The sequence below is a fragment of the Blautia sp. 1001283B150304_161114_C9 genome (assembly GCF_015668165.1).
Classification (GTDB): domain Bacteria; phylum Bacillota; class Clostridia; order Lachnospirales; family Lachnospiraceae; genus Blautia_A; species Blautia_A wexlerae.
Map to the genome: position 1 here is coordinate 1 of NZ_JADPGO010000041.1, position 24,088 is coordinate 24,088.

15 protein-coding genes and 5 pseudogenes are annotated in these 24,088 nt (G+C 39.2%); 2 read left to right on the forward strand and 18 right to left on the reverse strand.

Features of this window, described 5'->3' with window-relative positions; translation table 11 throughout:
• Positions 1-734 precede the first annotated feature (734 nt).
• The 6 genes and pseudogenes from I4V44_RS15460 to I4V44_RS15485 form a co-directional block, all read right to left on the reverse strand.
• Positions 735-1,058: a hypothetical protein gene (locus I4V44_RS15460; RefSeq protein WP_243100779.1), complete on the reverse strand. Its 324-nt coding sequence runs from the start codon at positions 1,056-1,058 to the stop codon at positions 735-737.
• Between the two features lie 13 nt (positions 1,059-1,071).
• The gene (locus tag I4V44_RS15465) at positions 1,072-1,878 is read right to left on the reverse strand and encodes a class I SAM-dependent methyltransferase (protein WP_118586261.1); all 807 of its coding nucleotides are present in this window, start codon (positions 1,876-1,878) and stop codon (positions 1,072-1,074) included.
• A complete protein-coding gene (locus tag I4V44_RS15470) occupies positions 1,875-2,657 on the reverse strand; it encodes a hypothetical protein (protein ID WP_196002929.1) in 783 nt (260 codons plus the stop codon). Before I4V44_RS15470 ends, I4V44_RS15465 begins: the two co-directional genes overlap by 4 nt.
• A gap of 12 nt (positions 2,658-2,669) precedes the next feature.
• The gene (locus tag I4V44_RS15475; RefSeq protein WP_196002930.1) at positions 2,670-3,311 is read right to left on the reverse strand and encodes a class I SAM-dependent methyltransferase; all 642 of its coding nucleotides are present in this window, start codon (positions 3,309-3,311) and stop codon (positions 2,670-2,672) included.
• Positions 3,312-3,608: 297 nt separating this feature from the next.
• Positions 3,609-5,333, reverse strand: a complete 1,725-nt coding sequence (locus I4V44_RS15480; RefSeq protein ID WP_196002931.1) for a glycogen synthase — start codon at positions 5,331-5,333, stop codon at positions 3,609-3,611.
• Between the two features lie 310 nt (positions 5,334-5,643).
• Positions 5,644-5,961, reverse strand: a pseudogene (locus I4V44_RS15485) (AAA family ATPase); the annotation flags it as partial.
• Between the two features lie 284 nt (positions 5,962-6,245).
• Here I4V44_RS15485 and I4V44_RS15490 point away from each other — a divergent pair.
• Positions 6,246-8,762 (forward strand): LuxR C-terminal-related transcriptional regulator, encoded by a 2,517-nt coding sequence (locus I4V44_RS15490; protein WP_196002932.1) that lies wholly within the window; start codon positions 6,246-6,248, stop codon positions 8,760-8,762.
• A 99-nt stretch (positions 8,763-8,861) separates the two neighbouring features.
• Here the strand turns inward: I4V44_RS15490 and I4V44_RS15495 are convergent.
• The 5 genes and pseudogenes from I4V44_RS15495 to I4V44_RS15515 form a co-directional block, all read right to left on the reverse strand.
• A pseudogene (locus tag I4V44_RS15495) lies at positions 8,862-9,113 on the reverse strand (PfkB family carbohydrate kinase); the annotation flags it as partial.
• A gap of 13 nt (positions 9,114-9,126) precedes the next feature.
• Positions 9,127-10,611, reverse strand: coding sequence for a glycoside hydrolase family 32 protein (locus I4V44_RS15500; protein WP_008706700.1), 1,485 nt, complete (start codon positions 10,609-10,611; stop codon positions 9,127-9,129).
• 31 nt (positions 10,612-10,642) lie between these two features.
• Positions 10,643-12,321 (reverse strand): annotated as a pseudogene (locus tag I4V44_RS15505) (ABC transporter substrate-binding protein).
• Positions 12,322-12,340: 19 nt separating this feature from the next.
• On the reverse strand, positions 12,341-13,234 hold the full coding sequence (locus tag I4V44_RS15510) for a carbohydrate ABC transporter permease (RefSeq protein WP_022380668.1): 894 nt from the start codon (positions 13,232-13,234) through the stop codon (positions 12,341-12,343).
• 12 nt (positions 13,235-13,246) lie between these two features.
• A complete protein-coding gene (locus I4V44_RS15515; RefSeq protein WP_008706704.1) occupies positions 13,247-14,185 on the reverse strand; it encodes an ABC transporter permease in 939 nt (312 codons plus the stop codon).
• A 218-nt stretch (positions 14,186-14,403) separates the two neighbouring features.
• Here I4V44_RS15515 and I4V44_RS15520 point away from each other — a divergent pair, with 218 nt between their 5' ends.
• A complete protein-coding gene (locus tag I4V44_RS15520; protein ID WP_022380667.1) occupies positions 14,404-15,429 on the forward strand; it encodes a LacI family DNA-binding transcriptional regulator in 1,026 nt (341 codons plus the stop codon).
• Between the two features lie 64 nt (positions 15,430-15,493).
• Here I4V44_RS15520 and I4V44_RS15525 read toward each other — a convergent pair.
• The 7 genes and pseudogenes from I4V44_RS15525 to I4V44_RS15555 form a co-directional block, all read right to left on the reverse strand.
• Positions 15,494-15,784, reverse strand: a pseudogene (locus tag I4V44_RS15525) (DapH/DapD/GlmU-related protein); the annotation flags it as partial.
• A 240-nt stretch (positions 15,785-16,024) separates the two neighbouring features.
• Positions 16,025-16,117: pseudogene (locus tag I4V44_RS18360) on the reverse strand (LysR family transcriptional regulator); the annotation flags it as partial.
• A gap of 41 nt (positions 16,118-16,158) precedes the next feature.
• Entirely contained in the window at positions 16,159-16,749 is a 591-nt protein-coding gene (locus tag I4V44_RS15535; RefSeq protein ID WP_118419863.1) for a hypothetical protein, read from the reverse strand.
• Positions 16,746-19,184 (reverse strand): glycoside hydrolase family 3 C-terminal domain-containing protein, encoded by a 2,439-nt coding sequence (locus tag I4V44_RS15540; protein ID WP_196002935.1) that lies wholly within the window; start codon positions 19,182-19,184, stop codon positions 16,746-16,748. The genes I4V44_RS15535 and I4V44_RS15540 overlap by 4 nt, the downstream gene beginning before the upstream one ends.
• 26 nt (positions 19,185-19,210) lie before the next feature.
• Positions 19,211-22,072, reverse strand: coding sequence for a glycoside hydrolase family 3 C-terminal domain-containing protein (locus I4V44_RS15545; protein WP_118630404.1), 2,862 nt, complete (start codon positions 22,070-22,072; stop codon positions 19,211-19,213).
• Positions 22,073-22,254: 182 nt separating this feature from the next.
• Positions 22,255-23,436 carry an ATP-binding protein gene (locus I4V44_RS15550; protein ID WP_243280297.1) on the reverse strand — a complete coding sequence of 394 codons (1,182 nt, stop codon included), beginning with the start codon at positions 23,434-23,436 and terminating at the stop codon, positions 22,255-22,257.
• Positions 23,437-23,735: 299 nt separating this feature from the next.
• On the reverse strand, positions 23,736-24,088 hold a 353-nt coding region (locus tag I4V44_RS15555), incomplete at its 5' end, for an RNA-guided endonuclease InsQ/TnpB family protein (RefSeq protein ID WP_207744269.1).

Here is a 24,088-nt window from a genome sequence, read left to right on the forward strand (position 1 = left end):
GTCAAAAAGTGGACGCAGAGATACCGGAACTGGGATCAGGTATTGAATCAGCTGATAGTCCTTTACGGAGAACGGCTCACTGCTTATCTGTAAGAGAAAAGAAAAGCAGGAATGGGGAAGCTCTTTTAAACCCCGCATTCCTGCTCTCTGTCTATTCCTTCGGCATTTATATTATTGCCAGAAATTTCCGATCCTATTCCAGAGGTCGGGTGTGGGCAGAGCCCACAAAAGGCAATGATCATGATGCCTTATTTGTCATGCAAAAAAAATCGAAAATGATGTATATAATTTTCCTACATGGCAATACTGTAAGTACAAAGATATATTCGACAGCCGCATAATCATTAATTCGACAGCAAAATTTTACATATCTATTTCTTATCAGAAAGATTTACTTTCCATAGACACAAGAATTTTTACACCCTCAATGTGGTATTAACCGACATCCCCTTTAAATCATATCCTTGATTGCTTTGTGTGGAGATTTAACTGATTATCTATATCCCGTCCGACATACTGCTTTCCCCAATTACTCCCATTGTATGAAAAAACAAGATGACTGGATTTGATTTATTTCCTGTTGTTTTAAATACCACACTTCCACCTTCTGTCTATTTTTTATCTATCTACTCTCTTCCATTTTGCAACAGCATTTCTTACCCGCCAGTCAATATCCAGACGTGCTCTGCGACATTCTTTCGGATGTTTTCTTGCTGCCTGAAATGCCAGTTTCACTAAGAAGCAGCAGTCAATGCCAGTGTTCCTGTAGTAGATGCCCCAACAATTCCTATCTTCTGATCACCATGTGCTTTTAACCAATTGATTGCTTTCTCTATACGTTCCAATGGATAATTATGATGTCCATAATCTTTTTTTCCAGGTGACATTGTCATCACATTCACACCGAGTTTATGTAGCCATTTCACGGATGTACGCGCCAGATAATCCTCTGGATCATCCCCGATCATGGCAATCATTGCATAGTCTGATCCTGTTTTGCATTTCCAGTATGCACCATAAAATCCATCTGTTTCCACATCAAAATGTCTTTTCTTCATTTGTATCATCACCTTAATATCGGCCACGTTTCTCCAAAACTATTATTTTGTTTGAGATATTCCGAACAGCTGGAATTCTGCCTATCACATGATAAATGGACATAAGTTCTTTCATTCCTTCAACAAGACTGACTTCCTGCCGAACAGAAAATGCTGGTATAATTCTTTGCAGCTCCTTTCCATTCTTAACTCCCCATATGAATTTTGCATTGCTTCCCTCTATGGATTTTTCTTTCACATGTTTTACAACAAAAGGTGACATGGTTTCGACCATTACTGTAACTTTCTGAAATGATTTTTCAATAATAGAAAACATCTTCCTGATATCTTTCTCACACAAATACATGGTAAGTCCTTCGATTATTACCAAAACATTCTCACCGTGATAATCGATATCATCTATGTAGGAATCATCCATTGCAGACTTTGCGATCTGATACACTGAATCAGTTTCGGTAAGGAACTGGCTCCTTATTTTCATTGTTTCCGGCAGGTCTACATTGTACCAACGAAGGTATTTTCCCTTCATACGATAACCTCTGGTATCCAGTCCACATGCGATATTTATAACAACTGTATTTGCATGCTTCTTCAGATATTGTTCAACCATCCGGTCTAATACAATTGTTCTCGCAATCACACCATAAGTCATAGCGTTATCTTTATCTGCTTTGGAAAAGTCATAATCAAGCTTTTTCACAAGTTCTACTGCAATTTCGTCATTTATTTTAGCATTTTTCTTTCTTGTTTCTTTTGCTCTTGCATACAAGGTCTGTACCATCGTTTCCGGCACACCTGTCACATTCACTTTTTCTTTCATTGTTTGTCGCCTTCCACTGATTTTTTTACTTCTTCTACCCACTCTGCACTATGACAGCAAAACAGTTCTTCATGCTGCATGTTGTGTCTCCGAATATCCGGATTTTTGAAATAAGTACAATATCTCTTTTCGTATTTTTTTCCCATCTTTGTAGCGTAAAACACGTGGATAGTTGTTCCCGGCACATCAATTCCATGCTGGACTTTCGTAACCAGATCCGAATAGAACTGATTATAAATACTCTGTTTTGTAATCCACGGACTTCCTCCCTTGTCAATACCAAACATATTTACAAATCCATCAATCAGTTTCTTTCTTGATTCATCTGCTTCATTTATTTTCTTTTGCATAAATTTAGGTAATTTACCCGTGTGTACCATTTTATACATAATCGGCACAATGATAGATGACTGGAGCTTTGCCATAAACGAACCTGCTTCATCCATATCACTGCTCCCAATGATGCCATGATCTATATGGATTCTTTTCCGCTGAATCAGAAGGGATACAAAACTTCCTCCAAGGGAACATCCATACGCTGCTTTAATTCTCCCACCATACTTTGTTCTGATTTCCTGCTCAATTTTTTCACATTCATCTTCCATCGAATAAAATTCTGTTTTCTCGTTTGGATCAAATCCATCATAAGAAACTGCTACCGTATAAAAATAAGAATGTAACCCATCCAGTACATAATCAAAGCTATTATACAGGCAACAGGTACCGGGAAATAAAAATATCACAGGTTTACGATTGTCTCCACTTTCATAAAATTTCATAGCTAGTCTCCTTCAGGCTTTTCTGACAACACAATGCATCCTCATACCTTTGCGGATTTCAAATTTTTCTACTTTTAATCCTACTTTTCTGCAGCATTTCATGACCACATCTCTTGTTGGAACCCGAACATCTCCATGTCCGCATATATTTGCCAGAGGCATTTCCAATGTATTCATCAGCCATACCAATACTTTATTGTCACTGGTCACATCCCGCAGAATCAATCTTCCATTTGGGCGAAGACATCTTTTTACACTGTCAAAAAATGCCTGTGGATCCGGATAATGATGAAAACTCATAGAACAAATAATTGCATCAAATGAATCATTTTCAAAAGGAAAGTTCTCACAGTCTCCTACAACAAACGTTGCATTTGAAATGTTTTTCTTTTTTGCCTGTTCAATCATGGCCGGAGTCAAATCCAGACCTGTATAATGTCGGTCTGGATATTTTTCTGCTAATAAAGAAATCATCGGAGCCGGTCCACATCCAGCGTCCAATAAATCTCTAAATGGCTCTTTCTCTAATTCTTCCAAAATATCCGGATAGTCCTTCTTACACATTTCGTAAATACCCGCATGGTTACTTTCATATCTTCCTGCTGCTTTTGTAAATTCATCAATTGACAGTTTTTTGTATTCTTCGTTTTTCATGTTGTTTTCCTCCAATTACACCAGACACCATAAATCAATATTTTCATAGAAATCCGTCCTCTTTACATTGTCCAGTAAATCGCTATCATATATGTTAGCTTTATCTAACCTTAATTTTCTAAAAAACCGTGTGAAACAAAACTGTAATTCCACACGGTTTCTTTTCTTCTGTGTTCAGTATACCACTTTTATCTGGTTTATCAACCAGATTTTGTCTCAATTTGTTACGCATTGCGTAGCCATTTGGAAAGACCAGTACATCGTTTTCGAAATATACACCAGAGCACATTCTCTGCTCTAATCTCTTGGCGTTAAACCTACATACATATCTTTGTACTGTTTTGCACTCTTTTCCCAGGAAACATCTTTATTCATATCACGGATCACCATATCATCCCAGGATTTTCTGTTCTCGAAATAGATCGTCTTTGCTCTGTTGATCGCATCGTAAAGCAGCCCGCTTTCATATCTGTCAAATGTAAAACCGTTTCCTGTATTTTCAAACATATTATAAGGCTGAACCGTATCTTTGAGTCCTCCGGTCTCTCTTACAATCGGAACTGCACCATATCTCATGGCTATAAGCTGTGTAAGTCCACATGGTTCAAATCTTGATGGAACCAGAAGTGCATCACATCCTGCATAAATATTGTGAGCCACATTTTCATTGTAAGCAATATATGCACAGAAATTGCCTTTATATTTGTTTTCATAATAGCGGAATGTATTCTCATACTGAGAATCACCAGTACCAAGAACAACCACCTGCGTATGTTCATCCATAATTCCCGGGATTACGTCATTTACAAGATCAAGACCTTTCTGGTTGGTGAGACGTGAAATAAGTCCGATTACCATCTTATGCTCATCTACATCCAGCCCCAGAGATTCCTGAAGAGCTTTTTTATTAATCTTTTTATTCTTTATCGCTGACTTCTCATCATAATCAGCAGCTAACAGCTTATCAGTTGCAGGATTCCAGATATCCGTATCAATACCATTCACAATTCCCAAAATCTTATTGTTGTGATATCTTAAATGCTCTGCAAGTCCCTCTCCATATTCCTCTGTCTGAATTTCCCATGCATAAGTATTACTTACAGTTGTAACTTTGTTGCTGTAAGCGATACCACCCTTTAACATATTGGCATCCAGCCAGTTCTGGATCATGCAGTCCTTATTAAATACATAATCAGGAAGTCCTGACCAGTATTGAATCTTTTTTCTGTCATAAATACCCTGGAACTTCAGATTATGTATTGTGAGTACTGAAATTGCACGTCCTACATCTGTATCCTGAAAACAGGTTCTCAGATAAAGTGGTACTAAAGCTGCCTGCCAGTCATGACAATGCACGACATCAGGAGTCCAGTTCAAATAATTAAGGGCAGCAAGGGCAGCTTTTGCAAAATAACAGAATTTCGGAATGTCATCTATGAGATTCGTATATGGATTTCCCCAGGAGAAGAACTCATCATTATCTATAAAATCATAGACAACCCCATCCTCCTGATATTCCATAATTCCCACATAATACTGCTTTCCATCAGAGCAGAGATTCATATCAAAGGAACCCCTGTATTCCATCTTTTCCTGAAATTTCTGAGGAATACATTTGTATCTTGGAATAATGACCTTAACATCAATGTTTAATTTTGCCAGACTCTTTGGCAGGGCAGACATTACATCTCCCAATCCACCAGTCTTAACAAATGGATAACATTCTGATCCAATAAAGGCTACACTTCTTCGCGGTCCCAGATCAGGCTGTCTCGTTGGAATGTTCTGTTCATTCTGTTCAACAGATGGCTCCTGAATAATTACGGCTTGCTTAACAGAAACATTCTCTACTGTTGGAGCAACAGTCTTAACAGCTTTTTGAGGACTGTTTTTTGCACTGCTTTTTACACTGCTTTTTACGCTGTTTCTTGCATTGCTCTTTGCGTTACTCTTTGTATTACTCTTTGCATTGCCTTTGGTACTGCTTTTGGTACTGCTTGTTTGAACTGTTTTTTTTCTCATATCATTGATCTCCCTTTTGCATTTTACAAAGTCCGAAATCTATTACGTCTTAACTAAAATGTCCTCCGGTAAGTTCCTGATAAACATTCATTTTGCAGATATTTATCATTTCCTGTTAATCTCAATTATAACACAAAATGCGCAAAGTAACTATTATTATCTGAAATGTTTCCATCACTTAACTCTTACCTGAATGATACAAGCTGGTTTATTCCTTTTCATTATATCTGCCTCTTTTATTTTACAGATACACTACATAGAAAAAGGGATCTTCCACTCAGTCAATTTGAATAAAAAACATAATCTGTTTTTATTTCACGCATTCCATAATTATCATCTCACATCTGTCATATCCAAGCTGTGAGCTGTTCAGGCACAGTGTGTAATTGCTGGCTTTTCCCCAGTTCTGATCTGTGTAAAAGTTATAATTTGTTCTTCGCCTTTTATCTGTGTCTGCCATCATTTTCACAGTTTCCTTCTCTTTTACATTGTATAAACCAGTGATACGCTTTATTTTTTCCGGCATGTCCCCATGAATAAATACATTCAGCACATCGTCCCGGTCTTTCAGGATATAGTCTGCATTTCTTCCAATGATCACACAAGGCTCCTTCTCAGCCAATTCTAAAAATGTATCTTCTGTTTTTGGGCATTATTACTATGTATTTACCTATAGTAATTTTAACTTCCGATCTACACCCTGCATATCTTTGCTCTGCTATAGGTTTCTGTTATCTGTAATTATAACTGATTTCTTTTCATTTGATAATTCACTTTTCGGCACCAAAAAGTGCCCCCTGTATAGCAAATGCGGCGGCAGATGTTGCCTGAAAAACCACCTGGGAAAAAGTTTCATTTTGATACTTTATATGTTAAAATGAGACATATCGTATCAAGTGAGGGGTTTTACAGATGTCTAAAAAGAAATATAATCTGAATACAATTTACATCTCTGAGCGTCTGCAGGAGAATCTGAAGCCGATTTCACAATCTGCATTCACTGCTGTGACCGCTCCCATGGGATATGGAAAAACAACTGCCATCAACTGGTATCTGGACAAACAGAGCAAAAACAAAAACTCCTGCGTGATCCGGATCAGTATTTATTCTGATAATCTGTCTGTTTTCTGGCAGAGCGTTCAGAAGGCATTTGCCTTTGCAGGGCTTGATTTTCTGGATAATTATAGTTGCCCCTCAGATGCTGCCAGTGCCGGGATGCTTGCTGATGAGCTTTGTTATTCCCTGAGCGGTCAGACCTCTTACTACATTTTTATTGATGATTTTCATCTGCTGGGTGAACCTCATGTTGCAGATTTTTTTTGTATGCTTGCCAACAGACTGCCTGAGAATATCCACCTGATCGTATCCGGCAGAAATGCTTTTCTGTCCGGAAAAGAGATTCTCCGTCTTGGCAAAAAGTTATATCAGATCCATACCAGGGATCTGTGTCTGAACCGCCGGGAGCTTTCTGTCTATACCCATCGCTGCGGTGCCAGCCTGAACGAAGATCAGCTGAACACGCTTCTCTATTCCAGTGAGGGGTGGTTCTCTGCAGTCTATCTGAATCTCTGTACCTTTTTTGAAAGCGGACATTTTCCTGACCATACTTCTAATATCTATGATATGTTTTCCTCTGCCATGATCGCACCTCTTTCTGATGCGCAGCAGGAATTTCTCACTGTTATGGGACTTGCAGATGAATTTACCGTTGAAATGGCACTTTTTATTACAGGGAATCCGGAAGCCGGACAGATTCTTTCCCTTATGACCAGACAGAATGCTTTTATCACTCCTTTGCCCGATGGAGTCAGCTTCCGTTTTCACCATATGATGAAGGAATGTACACAGCGTGCCTTTGCCATGCTTTCCCATGAAAAACAGACAGATTTCCGGAATCGTTACGGACAATGGTATGAATCCCATGAACAGTTCCTGCAGGCACTTGCTGCCTATAGCAAGGCTCTTAACTATGATGCTGCACTTGCTGTTATCCAAAAGGATGCAGGGATCCTTCTGGCTTCTCTTTCGCCGGAAAAGGTTCTCGCATTTCTTGATGTCTGTCCAACAGAAATCCTGAAGAACAGGCCTCTGGCCCTTCTCGTATTAATGCGCCGTATGTTTACCTGGCATCAGATTCCCAAAATGCTGGAACTGAAGCAGCTTCTGACAGATACCATAGCTGAAGATAACACTTTGTCCGAAGATGAGAGAAAGAATCTCTCCGGAGAATGTGATCTTATTATGAGTTTTCTGATGTATAACGATATCACCGGTATGAGCGTTCTGCACCGTCAGGCCAGTTCCAAAATGACCAGACCTGCCATCAGTATCCGCAAAACAGGAAGCTGGACCTTCGGTTCTCCTTCTGTTCTGATGATGTTTCACCGCAGATCCGGAACTCTGGACGCAGAACTGGCAGCTATGAATGAGTGTATGCCCCATTATTACAGGATCACCCAGGGGCATGGACAGGGTGCGGAATTGCTCATAAATGCAGAGGCAGCATTTATGCAGGGAAATTTTTCAGATGCACAGATTCTGCTGGAGCAGACTTATTCCACCATTGCCTCAAACGGACAGCACAATATTTCGCTCTGCTGTGATTTCCTTGCTGCAAGGCTTTCCCTTTTTCAGGATGGGGGCACCTTTGTGGAGAATCCTGAAGTAAAGCGTAAGGAGCTTCTATCTCTCCACAATATGATGTGGCTGAACATTTTTGATAGTACTTATGCTTATTACTATGCATTGACCGGAATGCCTGAAAAGATTCCTGCATTATTTAAAGACCATATGTTATCCACTGTCAGCTTTCTTTCTCCCTGCAGACCTATGATGGAAATGATCGAGAATCAGGTCTTTCTTTCACAGAAAATGTATGCAAAAGTGATAGGCAGAAGCGAAACACTTCTGCCTGTCTGTGAGAAAATGCACTATGAACTTGTGTCTCTCCACGTTCAGATCCAGACCGCTGCTGCTTACGCAATGCTGGGCAAACATCATGATGCACGACAGCTTCTGCAGAAAGCCTTAGGACACGCCATGCCGGATGGCTTTCTGATTCCGTTTGTAGAAAATTATAACTATATCAAGGACGTGCTGGGCAGTATTAATTCCATAGCATCAGAGCCTTTCACAGACCGGATCCTTTCCCTTGGTTCTGTTTATGAACAACACTGCCTCCGCCTGTCCAGCCGTAATTACAGGCCTGAGATCCTAAATATGCTGAACAGCAGAGAAGCAGAAATCGCAGCTTTGATCACCGACCGTCTGAGCAACCGCGAAATCGCAGAGAGGTTATTTCTCTCTGAAGGCACTGTGAAACAATATGTCAACCAGATTTATTCCAAGTTGATGATCAACGGTGATACACGCACCAAAAGGAAACAACTGGCAGAGCTGATTTCTTCCATAAACAAGGGCCTTACCTGACACTTTGAGAAAAAAAGCAAGGAAATTCACATGACCAAAGTCTTGCGATTTCCTTGCTATTTGGCAAGAATTACAAATTTAAAGTTTTTTACTTATTTGCATTTCTGTTTCCTTGAGAATATCCTCGGAAATCTCAGTTTTATTCAGCATCATGTCTGCTCCCGGATTACGATAGAAGGAAAAATCCCTATCTCCATCCGGATATGTATGTACCATAGCAAGCGTAGTATGAATTTTTTCATCTGTACATAAGCCAATGTCATCAATTCCTGCTTCTTTTATGGCTGCTCTCAACTGATCTCCCAAAAAATCATTACCAACCTTACCAATAAATGCTGCATTATGTCCCATTTAGAACGCTTTATTATAATAAATCATATTTCACTATATCAAGCTTAGCTGCACCATCAGCAAAGAAAGAAATCCCCTTTGCTTCCTGCTTTGTAAGAATAACCGCAGACATAACCTGCTCGCCGTCATTAATAAATACTTCCACACTAAACTTATCCAAAATCACACGCAGTTTTAGTTCATTGCTGTCACCGTTTACCAGACAACTGCTCTGATGAACCAGCGCCCGTTCGCTTCCTGAGAATTTTCTATCGATTTTTAAAACAGATTCATCCGGACGGAAGCATAATGTAGAATGATATTTCTCATTCTCTGCAAAACAGAGTTCAAATTTTTTATAAAGATTGTCTTTATCTGCCGGTCGTATCACAAGTTCCAGATCTACCGTTCGTCCTTCAATCTGATCCAGTGTGAGCCTGGTATCTTTTATCACAACATTGTTATACTCGACTTTGTTTGCACGCATGGCATTAAGTTCTCTGATCGGAACCTGATACAATCTTCCGTTTTTAACAGACAGTTCTCTTGGAAGACTCATTTGTGCGAACCATCCAGAGTCATTGCATCGATATGCAAGCGTATCCCAGTTCTGCATCCAAGCGATCATAATTCTTCGTCCATCCGGTGCAAGCAGTGTCTGCATTGCGTAATAGTCAATTCCGTAATCAACACCTTGACAAAACTGTTCCTTTAAAGTATGTGTCTCAGGATCCAACTCCCCAATAATACATAACGTTCCATTTCCATTATGAAATTCTAATCCTTCCGGAAGCATATCCTGTGGACTTGTCAGAAGCACATATTTGCCGTCCAATTCAAAGAAATCCGGGCATTCCCACATTTTTCCATAACGATTTTGATTCTTTGCCAGAATGCTTACAAATTCCCATTCAAAGCCATTTTTACTTCTGTAAAGAAGGATCTGTCCGCTTCCATCAGCCGGACGACTTCCTATAACACAATAAAAGTTTCCATCGTTCCCTTTCCAGATTTTGGGATCACGAAAGTCTACTTTACTAGCCCCCTTTGGAAGATCTTTGGCTGTCAGAACCGGATTCTTATCATACTTTTCATAATCCTTACCATCTCCAACTGCCACTGCCTGTGTCTGAATATCCCTTACAGTTCCGTCTTCCAGTTTCTCCTGATTTACAGAAGTATACATAAGCAACTGTCTGCCATCCTCTAATTCTATGGCACTTCCTGAAAAACAGCCGAATTTATCATAATCTTCATCCGGTGCCAATGCAGTCGGAACATAGTTCCAATGCAATAAATCCTTACTCACTACATGTCCCCAGTGCATACTGTCCCAATGTGTGCTATACGGATTATACTGGTAGAACAAATGATACTCTCCTTTATAATAGGAAAATCCATTTGGATCATTCATCCAGCCAACATAAGGAGTTATATGAAAGGCTGGTCTTTCTTCCTCTTTGATCTGCTGTCCCTGTATAAATTCATATTTTCTTGCCTTTTCCAACATTTCGCTCATATAGTTCCTCCTGTCAAAATGATATCTTCTCTTATTTTTCACTGCTTAATGAATCCTGATACTGGTCAAAATATTTTTGCTTGATTGAAAGGTAATCGGAAAGCCCGTACTTCTCCATTTTTTCAGATAAGAATCCCATTCTTCATCAATTCCTCCGTTCAGGATCCAATCTGCTTTCTTCTGTTCTGCATATTTCTTAATATCTGTATCATACTGTGACACTTTGTTTGTATCATCAATACTCATAAATACATTAGGATAAACATATTTGCTGTTCATATCCTGTAAATATGTCTCATGCATATTATCCAGACGCCATTTCGCATCTTCCGGCTGTGTTACATATACGCCATAATATTCATTTAATATAGCGAGAGGACCATTTACAGATTGCGCTTCACGTACTTCCACCGGTGACTGATCTCCTAAGTCCATATGCTTTAACATTTTTTCGCCATCTTTGTTTACAGACAGTTCAAAAATATTAAAGGAATCCTTCTCTCCATAGGTTCCCCAGTTATTTTGCGGAGACTGAAGAGGTGCATACATCTGATCGATCCATGCGGCAGCAAGTGCCGTGTTACGGCAGCTGGTAGTAAGCACACATCTTCCTCTGTCAAAACCGCTGGTCTCACTGTTGTTCTGTCTGGTGATATTTCTCATTCCATCCGGTCCGGTCAGTGCCGGAAGCATCACATAATCCGTATTATTGTCTATATTAGCAATATCCCATGTGAAGCAAAGTCCATAACGGTGATTTTTTCCTTTTGCAACATAAGTAGACCATTCCTGTGTAAATGCTTCCGGATCGATCAGATTCTCTGTCACAAGTTTATGCAGCCATTTGATACCTTCTTTGTATCCTTCCTGAACCGTTGTATAAATCACCTTACCTTCATCTGTTACAGCAAAATGATCTCCTGTGTCCCCATAACCATCTCCGAATCCATTTATTAAGATTGAAGGATCCTGATCTCCGTTATTGATAATAAATGACATCGGTATTACATCACCTTCAATGGAAAACTCTTGTTTCAGATCATCTGCATGATCTCGAAATTGAATCAGTACCTGCTCCAGTTCATCTGTTGTGGTTGGAATCTCAAGACCAAGATAATCAAGCCATTTCTTATTAATATAAGGAATATCTCCAATGGCCTGAATTGCTTCTTTTCCGGAACCAAGCTGTTCAATCCACGGAAAAGAGTAAATATGTCCATCCGGTGCTGTACACATGGTTCTGTATTCCGGGTATTTTTCAAACACAGCCTGAAGGTTTGGCATATATTTGTCAATCAGATTTTCCAGCGGAATAATTATTCCCTGCTTTGCATAACGCAACAGATCATAATCACTCATGCCTGCATTAAACAGTCCATCCGGCAGATTTCCAAACTGAGCCAACGCCAGATTCTTTTTATCTGAAAACTGATCTGATACAAAGCAGGTCCAGTCAATATGAACATTTGTCTGTTCTTCCATTCTCTGGAAAATCACTCTTTTATTTGGATCCTGTGTTGAAGTGGCCGGTGCACTGGTAATAAAAGAAAGCTCCTCTGTTTCTTTCAATGGAAACTGTACATCCGATACCGGTGTATCCGGATTAAGTTCAGCATCAAGCCTCTGCTGTTTTCCACACCCCATTATACTTACCATCATTGTTAAAGAAAGTCCAAGTGCAAGCAAACTTCTTACTCTGTTTTTCTTCATATCTGTATCATTCCTTTCTTTAGCCTTTTACCGATCCAACCATAATTCCTTTATCAAAATATTTCTGGAAAAATGGATACATCACTAAAAGTGGTAAACTTGATACTACAATTGTTGCATATTTCAACTGTTCTGCTACCTTTGCCATCTCTGCTGTGCTTTGGATATCTGCAATCATTCCCGGCTGTGGAGTATTCTGCACCAGGATTGAACGCAGTACCAGCTGCAGTGGCTGAAGATTTGCATCGTTCAGATAAATCATCGCATCAAAGTAGCTATTCCACATTCCGACAAATGACCACAGTGCCAGTACTGCAATGATCGGTTTACATACAGGCATCATAATTTTGAAAAAATGCTGAATTTCATTAGCACCGTCAATTGCAGATGCTTCTCTTAATTCTGCCGGAATTGACTGATAATAAGTTCTTGCAAGAATCATATTCCAAACGTTAAATGCTCCCGGAATCAAAACCGCCCATACTGTATTTACCATATGCAGCTGATTGATCAAAATAAATGTTGGAATCATTCCTCCCCCAAAAAACATTGTGATCAGAAAAATCAGATTAAAAAATTTTCTTCCCACAAATTCTTTTTTAGACAGAGGAAAGGCTGCCAGTAATGTTACAAAAACTGAGATCACTGTAAATACAAATGAATACAGAAAAGAATTCAAAAATCCGCGCCAGATCATCTCATTCTCCAGTACTCTTCTATAAGCATCCAAAGTCCAGTCCTTAATATCAGAGCTCAGTCCCTGATTATTCAAAACAGTAGGATCCATAAAAGATGCAAGCACTACATATATAATTGGAATCGCAATAGAAAGTACAAACAGTCCAAGAATCGTGAATCCAATTCCAAGGATCAGACGATCTGTCCTTGAATATTTTCTCTTCTTTTTCTCCATCTTCTCTTCCTCCTATAATCCCTCTCCATCATTCAGCTTCTTTACAACCCAGTTTACAAAAATCAACAGAATTACATTTACAACTGAATTAAACAGACCTACTGCCGTAGAATAACCATAATCACCGTTCAAAAGACCGATGCGATATACATATGTAGATAAAATTTCTGATGCCGGCAGGTTCATATCTGTCTGCAATGCATATGCCTTCTCAAATCCAATGCTCATAATATTTCCTGCCTGCAGGATAAACTGAATTACAATAATGTTCTTAATCGCCGGAAGCTCCACGTACCAGATCTGCTGCAAAAGGTTTGCACCATCCATAACTGCCGCTTCTTCCAACTCTTTGCTCGCATTAGATAATGCTGCAGTATACATAATAGATGCCCAGCCTGCAGTCTGCCAGATTCCACTTGCTATATAAATAGTACGGAAAGCAGATGGCATTGTCATCCAGTTTGTGCTAATCCCAAGCAGCCTGTTCAAAGGTCCTACCGGTGATAACAGCATACGAACCATACCACAAAGTACTATTACAGATATAAAATTCGGCATATAGATCAGAAGCTGTACTTTTTTCTTGATCCCTGTTTTTTGAATACGATTCATAAGTAATGCCAGAATAATCGGAACCGGAAATCCCCATAATAATCCATAGATACTCAGCTTTAATGTATTCATCAGATAGTTCATAAAATCCGGTGATGATAAAAAACGTCTGAAATATTCAAGTCCAACCCATGGACTTCCAAGTACTCCCTTGATTACATTATAATCTTCAAACGCAATCAAAAGCCCTCCCATCGGAAGATACTTAAAAATGATTGTCAGTAAAAGTCCCGGCATTAAGAAAAAAAGATATAACTGCCAGTTTTTCTTCACATACGTAACCTTATTTCTCCACGTCTGCTTGCTTACGGGCTTTGCTTGGTTCTGCACTGTTTTCATGCACTTTTTCCTCCATTCCTTTCATACATTGTTCATGAAACCGGTTAAGTAACCGGTTACTTTATAATCTGATGTTACTACATCACACACTCTCTGTCAACACTTTTCTTCATTAAAATAACCGGTTACGTAATCGGTTATTTTAATATTGCCTTTTTGTATAATAATTGCTATACTAAAAAAAATATTTGCATTTATTTATAAGGAGAATAAGTTTCATGTCAAAAAAACAGGTGACATTTGCAGATATTGCAGCATATACCCATTTTTCAAAAACTACAATATCAAGATATTTCAATCATCCTGATTCCCTTACACTTGAAAATCAGGAAAAAATTTCTCAGGCCCTTGATATCCTTGGCTATAAAAAAAATAAACTTGCAAAAGTTCTGGCGAATGGAAAAAGTGAATTTATCGGAATCATTATTCCGAATCTTTATCTGCATTATTATTCTGAAATGCTGACACAACTGCTGTCCAGCTACAGTGATTATCACTACAAATTTCTCGTCTTTAGCAGTGAACATGGGGCTGAAGAAGAACAGCAATATATTGAAGAGCTCCTATCCTATCAGATTGAAGGTCTCATTGTTTTAAGTCATACGCTGTCATCAAAACAATTATCCTCCTATCAGATTCCCATCGTTGCCATTGAACGTGAAGCGGAATATATCAGCAGTGTTACCACTGACAACTATATGGGTGCGCTTCAGGCTACCACTCTGCTGATCCGTGATAAATGTGATATACTGATCCACATCAATGTCAATGTTGAGAAAACAGTTCCTGCTTACGACCGTATTCGCGCATTTAAGGAAACCTGTGAAGAATATCAGGTTCCTTATGATATTGATCTAAGTGTAAGCGGTAATTCTTATCAGGAAATTTTAAATGAAATAAGACGCATTTTTACAAGAATAGAAGAGAAATATCCCAATCAAAAAAAAGGTATTTTCCTTTCCAACGATACTTATGCAAACATGTTTCTTAACCTGATTTTCCAGAAATACCGAGAATTACCCTCTTTCTATGAAATCATAGGATTTGATAATTCTCCCATTGCCAGTGAGGCAATTCTCCCAATCACAACCGTTGGTCAGCAGATTGATATTATTGCACAAACTGCCATGGAGCTTCTGGTTCAACAGATGGAAGAACAAAAAAAACGTTCCCCTAAACCACTGGAAAAGCCTGTCCATAAACAGATTACTCCAATATTGATTCGCCGTAATACAACCAGTTAAAACTAACAAAAGGGGATGCCGAAAAGTGGTATTAACCGGCATCCCCTTTATTGATTGTATTATCTTATTTCATATGATCTTTTTCAGTTATTTTGCGAATAACCCGGCATGGATTTCCGGCAGCCAGACTATATGGAGGAATGTCCCTTGTCACAACACTTCCTGCTCCTATTACACATCCCTCTCCTATGGTAACACCACAAACAACCACATTGGATGCCAGCCAGCAATTATCTTTTATAGTAATTGGTTTCGCATATTCAAAATTATAAAAGCTTCCATCTTCTCTTTTTCTGATATTACGTTCTTCAGGTAAAAATGGATGCATGGGAGTTGCCAATGTGACATTTGGACCAAAATACTATTCTCCTCATTACACATTGTACTGGTTTGCTTTTTCCAGAAATTCAGTCACTGCTTTTCCCGTATTCCGTGCAGTCGCATATATATGCCTCTGATTCTCTACGGTTTATAAGGATTTTACCCATTCTCGGAATTCTTTTACAGTATTACCGAATCCACTTCCACCGGATGTAAATCTGCTTTTGCTTCCTCTGCAATCATCTCTGCCTCTTTTTTTGTTGTTCCACTTGCTCTCATACACTGTATCTGCTGTTGCAGTATGAAGCACAATCTGAACCAGCGGATATTTTTCTTTATATACTTTACATATCCTGGCCAATGTCTTCATCCCGTACTCACCTCCAGCTTTATAATAACACATGTTTTCTATTCAGCCTTCCCCTCCGGGAAAATAATTTTAAACACAAAGAAGAAAATCACCATGGAAACTCCACCTGTGATAATTGTCACAAGCATGTTATAGACTGCCGGTGCCACATATGCAGATGCAACTGGCATCCACAGATTATTAAATCCATTACAAATCAGTGAAATTACCACCCATGCTATAAAATACCAGATTGCCTGATATACAGGATTTCCATGGCTTTTAAAAGTAATATTTCTCTGAAGCGGAAAATTGATACACTGTGCAAGAAATGACCCCAATTCATAACTGATAAAATAGCCAAGTCCACCACCGATCAATATATTCCCCGTTGCATCACGCAATACATTATACCCCAGCAAACTCCATGTAAATTTTACTCCAAACAGATTCATGGAAACCTTTGGCCACATAAATTCTGTACCAGCCAGACCAATTCCCAAAATCCCTGGTAAAAATGTAAATACAAGATACTGGAATACTGTCACGCCCATACTGAATATAACAAAATAGAATATCTGATAAAGCCATTTTGCAATAGCAGAATGTTTCTCTTCAAAACATTTCCATATATTTTTTATACGATTCATCTGCACTTCCCTCCGGCTTCTTTTAATAATTTTTCATATTTCTTATTATTTCTTCTGTTTCTGAAATATCCGCCAACTACTTTTTTTACTCCAAGCATAAAGTGACCATTCACAGCATCGACAATTCCATATACCATTTCCATACTGACTGCCCCGCCGGTCATCTTGGCAATCCCCCGGAACGGCATATTGTAAATAAAAAGAATATTCAGATCTGGCTTTCCCTGTGCCTCACTCTTCTTTTTCATTTTTGTGAGACATCTATATATCAGTCTTGCAAGTCGGCTTTTTGCATAATACATCTGACAGATTGCATCATTGATTTCCAGGTTTCCACTCCATCTCCCGTTCGGTATCTCATGGCCAAGAAGTTCACGAAATTCCTCATCTGATATTTTCTGCACAATTCCTGTATAATAATAAGGCATTTTTGCCGGATTATACGGATACCCTTTACTATTTCCTGTTCTCTCAGTCGTACCTGTTAAACGAATATCTGCAACACTGGCTCCTACCATAATCTGATAAGTTCCTGTTTCTATTTCCCACTGTCCCGTTTTTATATTCCAATAACGGAATGTCTTATCATCAAACGGAATCCTGAGCTGTCTGCTTTCTCCTGCCTTTAGATAAACTTTTGCAAAACCTTTCAGTTCTTTTTCCGGTCGGAATACGATTGCATTAGGAAGTCCTACATACATCTGAACAACCTCAGCTCCGTCTCTGTCACCTGTATTGGTAACCGAAACTTTGATTCCATCCTCTTCTATGATAAGATCAGAATATGTAAATTCCGTATAGGAAAGCCCAAAGCCAAATGGATATTGCACCCGGACTTTTGAAGTATCATAATAGCGATATCCCACATAAACACTCTCGCGGTATTCCGATGTTTTCTCATTGCTTGGATAATATCGGAATGCCGGTGTCTGTTCATAAGATATGGGATATGTTTCTGCCAGTCTTCCTGATGGGTTCACCTTTCCGGTCAGAATATCCAATGTTGCAGAAGCGCCTGCCTGTCCATTCAGATAGCCATGCAAAATCGCTTTGCAGCAGGTGTGCCATGGCATTTCTATCGCTGATCCAGCACTTAGTATTCCAATAATATTTTCATTCACTTTACTGATATCCTGCAGAAGATCGATCTGGTCCTGCGGAATACGCATATGGGTTCTGTCCAGTCCTTCTGATTCACTGATTTCATCAAGACCAAAGCAGAAAATCACAATATCCGCGTTCATAGACAAATTTAGTGCAAACTTTCTATCATTCTCATCTACATCTCCATTTCTCTGATAGCCTCTTGTCATCCCCAGAATATTCAGATCATATTGTTGCAAAATCGATGACATATCTTCTACTTTTGTTGGATTGACCATAGAAGATCCTGCCCCCTGATATCTGGGTGAAAAAGCAAAATCTCCAATAACAGCGATGGATTTTTTTGTATCCAGCGGAAGAATCTGTTTTTCATTTTTCAGAAGAATCATGCTTTCTGCTGCTGCTTTCCTTGCCAGTTGATGATGTTCATTTCTGTCAAAGTTTTTATCTGAAAGCTTCTTCCCTGATGTCAGTTCCATCACTGCATCCACCAGTTCTCCAACTCTTTCATCCAAATCTGCTTCCTTCAGCTTTCCATTTTGGACAGCAGCAATCACTTCTCTTGCAGAATCGTACCCACAGGACGGCATCTCCAGATTTGAGCCGGCAGCAACACCTTTCACATGGTCATTGCTTCCGCCCCAGTCTGTTACTACAATTCCATCAAATCCCCATTCTTTGCGCAAGATATCTGTCAAAAGATGTTTGTCCTCATTAGCATAAATCCCATTAATCTGGTTGTAACTGCTCATGATTGCTTTTGCGTGTCCTTCTTTAACAGCTATCTCAAAACCGGTCAGATAAATTTCTCTTAATGTCCGTTCGTCAACAACTGCGTCCATTGCCATTCTCCGAAGTTCCTGACTGTTAACCGCCAGATGCTTCGGGCAGGCATAAACGCCTTTACTCTGTATTCCACGAATATATGACGCTGCCATCTTCCCGGAAAGATATGGATCTTCTGAAAAATATTCAAAGTTTCTTCCACATAATGGGCTTCTTTTAATATTTAATCCCGGACCAAGCAGGATATTTACATCCATACTTGCTGCTTCCTCTCCAAGAGCCTGTCCAATCTCTTCCCCCAGATCCTGATTCCAGCTGTTTGCTATCGTCGCTGCTGTGGGAAAACAAGTTGCATTCAAGGATGCATTCAGTCCCAGATGGTCTCCTGCTCCTGCCTGTTTTCTGATTCCATGCGGTCCATCTGAAAGAAAGATGGACGGGATGGAAAGCCTGTCAATTTCTCTGGTCTGCCAGACAGTTTTTCCACTGAGGATTGCTGCCTTTTCTTCTATTGTCATCTTTTCAACCAATTTTTGCTGTTTCATAACTGTTTTCCATCCCACTTTCATCCTTATTCAACATTCTTTCTTTTCTTATATCCTTTGATTACCAATACTTCCATTCCTGCCATGAAAAGTGCTATTACAATGTCGATTCCAATTCCTGTTTTTTTCCAGTTTTCCATACCTGTTTCTTCGTGTTCTCCATCATAAGCCCAGCTGCTTACAACTGTATACATGACATTTTTGCAGGCATTCCTCATCTGAAGTACGGCTGTTGGATGCTCCGGATTGGCTACATTGTTCTCTTCTCCGTTAAATGTGGACAACATTGCATCTACTCCATTCGCCAAAGCTGCATCTGCATTCATAAATCCATGACCATTGTTTCGGAAGAAGTCTGTAAGCGCCATTCCCCTGAATCCCCATTCATCTCTGAGAACTGTATTCATAAGGTTACTGCTTTCTCCAGTCCATTTATCTCCAAGGAAACTCCAGGAAACCATAACTGCATTTGCGCCACCCTGTTTTACAGAAATTTCAAATGGTTTCAGATAGATTTCCCGGATTGCCTGCTCATTTGACCAGACACTTACCATCTTTGCATTTCCCTCATATAGAGCAAAATGTTTGATATAAGAATAAACTCCATATTCTCTTGCTCCTTCTACTGCTTTTGCTCCCATATTTCCTGCAAGAACTCCATCTTCTGAAAAGTATTCATAGTTTCTTGCTCCAAATGCGGTTCTATGAGTATTCATACCTGGTGCATACCAGCCCTCTGCACCCATTTCCTGACTGATCTTGCCCATGCATTCACCCCAGGCCTGTGCAAGTTCCTTATTCCATGTGGAAGCAACCACAACTTCAATTGGAAATCCAATAGAACCAACTCCTGTAAAGTTATTATTAATTGCTGCTGGTCCATCGAAATCAAGTGTAGCCACTTTTCCCACAGAATCCATGGCTGCTGTCTGATAACCAGCCATTGCAATCATATTTGCCATTTCATCAACAGTAAGCTGATCCAGAAGTTTTTCCCAACGAGGATCGTCATAATCAGCATCACGCATATCAGCTAATGTAAGTCCATTATCTGCTCCCGTTGTCGGCATTACATCCTCATCATTGAGATATGTAGTCTTATCAAAGTTGCTGTTCAGATGATATTCAGAAACATATGGCTCACCCAGCTCTGCAGATGCCGGTGCTACTGTAGCCTCTTCATAATTTGCAAAATGATCTGCTCGTGATAAATATGTCACATCGCCTTTTGCATCTTCAAATACATTTGTTGCTGCAGTATCATCTGATGCTCTTTTATTTTCTCCCTTATATACTACATCTTTATCTGCAGTATAAGTTTTCTGATCCAGCACAGTGTGTGAATCACTGTTAATAGAGATTACATAGTCACCTTTTTCAAGAACATACGCTTTTGCATTATTCTCATCATAGGAGGCCATATCTTCTATACTAAATGTAACTGTAACAGTCTGAGATTCTCCCGGCTGAAGCAGATTTGTTTTTTCAAACTCAATCAGATTTGCAGAAGATTTCTCAATTCCCCCATTTGTATATGGCGGTTTATAATACACTTCTACTACATCTTTTCCGGCAACATCTCCTGTGTTGGTTACTTCTACATCTACAGAAATCTGTCCGTCTTTTTCCTCCAGTTCACCCATCTTCTGTTCAAATTCCGTGTAACTCAGACCATATCCAAATGGATACTGTACAGTTTTATCGTAATCAATCGCACCTTCCTGTGCAGCTGTTTCATAGTACTTGTATCCTACATAAATACCTTCCACATAATTGGTAAATGCCGGAGCATACACCTGCGCAGTTCCTGCGTTCATTCCTTCAACAGCCATATCTGCCAGATTTGTATACTCTATTTTTTCTGCATTATTCCACCACGGAGCAGTCGTCATATCATAAATAAATGTATCCGGTGTTTTTCCGGAAGGATTGACTTCACCTGAAAATACTTTACCAAGTGCATTAAATCCCACATTTCCCGTTCCGGGGCACCATACAACAGATTTAATCTGAGGATATTCATCTGCGAAACCAAGTTCAAACTGATTTGCCCCATTATAAATCACAATCACATTATCAAAGTTTGAGCAAACCATATCCACCATATCTCTCTCAGTTTGTGAAAGCTGTAAATAATGCTCTCCCTCAGGAAAATCATCATATTCATCTGAATTATTATCATATGCTGCTTTTTTTACATCCATAGGAATATCATTATGACCTTCACCTGCTTTTCTGGAAAGAACCACAACTGCCACATCAGAATACTCTTTCGCACTTTCAATAAGCTCATCATCGTAAGTATCTACAGGTGGCTCCGGTAATGTCCAGCTCTGTTTCTGGATAGACATTTCCGGATTATCTGCACCATAATTGTTATAAAAATCAACCAGTTCCTGGTTAATAGAAAATCCGGCATTTTCAAGTCCCTGATTCAGACTGACAATATCATACAGATCATTAATTCCACCGGAACCAGCTCCTCCGTAAGCCGGATTAATAGATTCCCAGCCAAAAATATTCAGTTTTTTTGTTTCATTTAAAGGAAGCAGGCTTTCATTCTTCAGAAGAACAATTCCGTCTTCCATAATTTCTTCTGCTACTTCCGCAGCTTCTTCATTTGTTTCATCGCTTAAAGTTCCATTTCCCGTTGCCAGTCCAATCAACGTAGCCATTGGTCCAAAACAGATCATATTCACGCAGACAACAACTGCAAGAACCATTGCGATCGCAGCTTCCCCTCTTATCAGAAATCTTTTGTCCCTGGACATCCTGCGGCATGCTATCATAATTACGATTCCAATTACAAGTGCAGCAATAATACCGATAATATACGGTTTGCATAATTGTAATACCGCCAGAACATCTTCCATTTCAACACTGATCATTCTCTTTTTCCTCCTTTGACTCTCTTGTCTTTTTCAGGTATCATTTCCTGTTGGCATTACTATAACATGATTATTATTTTGTGCTGTTTTTGGCACAAGATGCAGCAAATATGGCACAAAATACTAAAAAAGGTCCACCGGACCTTTTTGTCGTATGCTTGGCAAAAAAAATACCCAGAGCATTACAATACTCTGGGTAAAAGAATCTTTAATTCAAACCAGTTCTGCTGTACTCCAAATACTACAGAACCATCATATTTTTCTACAGCTTTACGAATACTCTTCAATCCAAAACCATGGTTTTTACTATCCTTTTTTGTTGTTATGATCAGATTCTCTTCATTTTGGGAAATTTCTGCTTCACAATAATTCTCTATCTTGATGAACACAAATCCTTTTTGAAGGGATACTGTCAGATGGATCAGTCTTTTTTCCTGATCTGGAATCAAAATTACATGTTCAATCGCATTATCCAAAGCATTTCCAAATATAGAACATATATCTGTTACATGCATATGATCCAATAATTTTCCATCTGCCACACAGGTAATCTGTATATGATTTTTTCGACAATGGAAAATCTTAGCTGCCAGAATCGTATCAAGTACCTGATTCCCCGTTCTGCTTATATTTTCAAAAGCAGCGATTTCCTTTTCCATAGAATCAATCCATTTTTTTCGTTTCTCTTCATCTGATTCCGCACGAAGTCCCGTTATCTGGTGTTTCAGATCATGGTATTTCATTTGTATAAGATCCAGGCTGTCCTGATAATTTCGGTATTGATCATACTGGCTTTTCAGCATCACGTTCATTACTGAAAGTTCTTTCTCGGCAATATACTCACTGATCCTGCTCTGATAAGCATGCAGGATTGCAATTCCTCCAAAATCGACCAGTGTTCTGATAGAAAAAATATCTGCACGTTCTCTGCTCGCAAATGGTGCATTTTCATTTAAAAAGCTCAGATTACTAAAAGCAAAGATTGCAACAGCCATGATTGCCGCCGCTGCTACTTCCTTTACTGTCATCTGTTCAAGATAATTCTGCTTCAGGAGATCTTTTTCTAAATAAATATTAATAGTAAAGCAGCCTCCAAAAATAACCATCGTGATCAGAATTTCAACCCAGATGCTTTGATTCCCCCATGCCTGTACAATAGATACAATCTGCCACTGCAGCGAAGCTACAAACTCAGCAAGAACAAATGCACGGGCACAGCAATAAGCCGCTCCCAGAGGCTTCATATTTCCTCCGACCATAAGAAATCCATACATCATACCTGCAGCGATCATCATACAGGGAACCCACAAAATTTCAGTTACGCTGCCTGTCAAAGTCAGAAAGATACTCTGCATTGCCAACATGAAAAGACTGCCTATAAGAAAATGTACAGATTTCATGTTTTCTTTTTTTAGGATATAAAGATAAACCAAACATGATCCCCACTCTGCTATTGCCGTATAAATTCTTGGAATATCCTGATATAACATAGTATCCGTTACTGAAAACTTATAAAAAGTTATAAACTTCTATGTTCCATTCCTACTTCAACGAGTATGCTTTTGATGATATAAATATCAATCTACTCACAAGTTCTTGTACTCTCCATAGGCGTAAATTCCGGACTAACGTATCCGTACATATTTGCATTAACGTTTCAGTGTCAGCCTGCAAATTTTTCTCCATAAGTCTTGAGATTTATAGATGCCTGGAAATCTCTGTCAATCATATTCCCACACGCACATCTATAAACTCTGTCAGATAACTTCAAATCTTTTTTGATGTTTCCACAACAGCTGCAAAGCTTTGATGATGGATAAAACCGATCAGCCACAATAAGCTGAATCCCTTTATCGCTGCACCTATATTCAAGCTGTTTTCTAAACCAGAAAAATCCCTGTGCCTGAACTGCTTTGGATAAATGTCTGTTTTTCATCATTCCGCTGACATTCAGATCTTCAATACATATAAATCTTGGTTTTCGATCTACGATCTCCGATATGGTCTGATTTAAAT

What these genes read in the sequence shown, in the direction of transcription:
- I4V44_RS15475 (WP_196002930.1), bottom strand. Translation starts at nt 3,311, where the DNA reads ATGAAAAACGAAGAATACAAAAAACTGTCAATTGATGAATTTACAAAA.
- I4V44_RS15535 (WP_118419863.1), bottom strand. Translation starts at nt 16,749, where the DNA reads ATGAATCGTATAAAAAATATATGGAAATGTTTTGAAGAGAAACATTCT.
- I4V44_RS15520 (WP_022380667.1), top strand. Translation starts at nt 14,404, where the DNA reads ATGTCAAAAAAACAGGTGACATTTGCAGATATTGCAGCATATACCCAT.
- I4V44_RS15480 (WP_196002931.1), bottom strand. Translation starts at nt 5,333, where the DNA reads ATGAGAAAAAAAACAGTTCAAACAAGCAGTACCAAAAGCAGTACCAAA.
- I4V44_RS15465 (WP_118586261.1), bottom strand. Translation starts at nt 1,878, where the DNA reads ATGAAAGAAAAAGTGAATGTGACAGGTGTGCCGGAAACGATGGTACAG.
- I4V44_RS15470 (WP_196002929.1), bottom strand. Translation starts at nt 2,657, where the DNA reads ATGAAATTTTATGAAAGTGGAGACAATCGTAAACCTGTGATATTTTTA.
- I4V44_RS15515 (WP_008706704.1), bottom strand. Translation starts at nt 14,185, where the DNA reads ATGAAAACAGTGCAGAACCAAGCAAAGCCCGTAAGCAAGCAGACGTGG.
- I4V44_RS15545 (WP_118630404.1), bottom strand. Translation starts at nt 22,072, where the DNA reads ATGATCAGTGTTGAAATGGAAGATGTTCTGGCGGTATTACAATTATGC.
- I4V44_RS15460 (WP_243100779.1), bottom strand. Translation starts at nt 1,058, where the DNA reads ATGAAGAAAAGACATTTTGATGTGGAAACAGATGGATTTTATGGTGCA.
- I4V44_RS15550 (WP_243280297.1), bottom strand. Translation starts at nt 23,436, where the DNA reads ATGTTGGCAATGCAGAGTATCTTTCTGACTTTGACAGGCAGCGTAACT.
- I4V44_RS15510 (WP_022380668.1), bottom strand. Translation starts at nt 13,234, where the DNA reads ATGGAGAAAAAGAAGAGAAAATATTCAAGGACAGATCGTCTGATCCTT.
- I4V44_RS15540 (WP_196002935.1), bottom strand. Translation starts at nt 19,184, where the DNA reads ATGAAACAGCAAAAATTGGTTGAAAAGATGACAATAGAAGAAAAGGCA.
- I4V44_RS15490 (WP_196002932.1), top strand. Translation starts at nt 6,246, where the DNA reads ATGTCTAAAAAGAAATATAATCTGAATACAATTTACATCTCTGAGCGT.
- I4V44_RS15500 (WP_008706700.1), bottom strand. Translation starts at nt 10,611, where the DNA reads ATGAGCGAAATGTTGGAAAAGGCAAGAAAATATGAATTTATACAGGGA.